This is a genomic window from Vibrio sp. TRT 17S01 (assembly GCF_050113695.1).
Taxonomy (GTDB): domain Bacteria; phylum Pseudomonadota; class Gammaproteobacteria; order Enterobacterales; family Vibrionaceae; genus Vibrio.
This window is the reverse complement of sequence record NZ_JBNJOG010000057.1, coordinates 1-1,093: the sequence shown is the minus strand read 5'-3', so window position 1 is coordinate 1,093 and position 1,093 is coordinate 1. Positions and strand designations below refer to the sequence as shown.

At 44.1% G+C, this 1,093-nt stretch carries 1 protein-coding gene; it reads left to right on the top strand.

Annotated elements, in window-relative coordinates; genetic code table 11:
• Nucleotides 1–93: 93 nt before the first annotated feature.
• Nucleotides 94–1,065 carry an IS30 family transposase gene (locus tag ACQEXS_RS22450; RefSeq protein ID WP_026138241.1) on the top strand — a complete coding sequence of 324 codons (972 nt, stop codon included), beginning with the start codon at nucleotides 94–96 and terminating at the stop codon, nucleotides 1,063–1,065.
• Nucleotides 1,066–1,093 lie beyond the last annotated feature (28 nt).

The following is a 1,093-nucleotide window of genomic DNA, read 5'->3' as shown; positions in this document are numbered from 1 at the left end:
CTTGGATTCAAGTACGAAGTGCGACACCCCTGAAATTTAAAACAGTGAGATGTGCTATTCATAAATTTTACTCCCGCCAAGAAGTGAAAAACCATGAATTACACACACCTCACTGAGAATGAAAGGTATATGATGTCCGCACTTAGAAAGCAAGGCATTAGTGTCGTCAACATCGCTAAAGAGCTAGGGCGTCACAAGAGCACTATCTACCGAGAATTTAAACGTAACTCTCGATACAACGCCTATCGCCCTAACCCTTCCTATCAGCCTGCTAGAGCACAACAAAGAGCTAGAAACAGGTTGAGCCGGTCACGGCGTAACAAGCGTTATACCAAGCACGATTTCAAAATTATTGACGCGCTTATAATGCTCGATTGGAGTCCTGACCAAATCGTTGGGTATTGCCGTTTGCATGGCTATCCAGTGATGAGCCATGAGCTTATTTACCAGCACATTTGGACCGATAAAGCCAACGGAGGCATGCTCTGGAAACATTTACGTCAATCACCAAAACAGAGACGTAAGCGCTACAACGCCAAAGATAGCAGGGGGAGAATTGCCGCTAAAAGGCACATAACAGAACGACCAAAACAAGCTGAGTTACGCCTAGAACCTGGACATTGGGAAATAGATACCGTGATCGGTCGCGGAACTAAGCACTGCATTGTCACTCTCGTTGACAGAATGACTGGCTACACCTATATCGGACAGCTAGATGACCGAACAACTGCATCACTCAACGCGAGAATGACAGAGATCGTTACACGTTCAAACTTACCATTTAGAACTATCACTGCTGATAATGGTACAGAATTCAATCAATATCAGGAGATAGAAAACAAGCATAAATGCTTGTTTTACTTCGCAACGCCCTACCACTCTTGGGAGCGAGGGACCAATGAGAATACAAATGGACTCATACGCCAATATTTACCTAAGAAAACCTCAATGGCTCATGTGACACAAAGACTGTGCAGCCAGATAGCGTATAAACTGAATAACAGACCACGCCAAAGGCTTGGTTACAAGACACCAACGGAGTATATTTATGAGCAGCTACTCTAAGTGTCGCACTTCAAACTTGATACTAAGT

What these genes read in the sequence shown, in the direction of transcription:
- ACQEXS_RS22450 (WP_026138241.1), top strand. Translation starts at nt 94, where the DNA reads ATGAATTACACACACCTCACTGAGAATGAAAGGTATATGATGTCCGCA.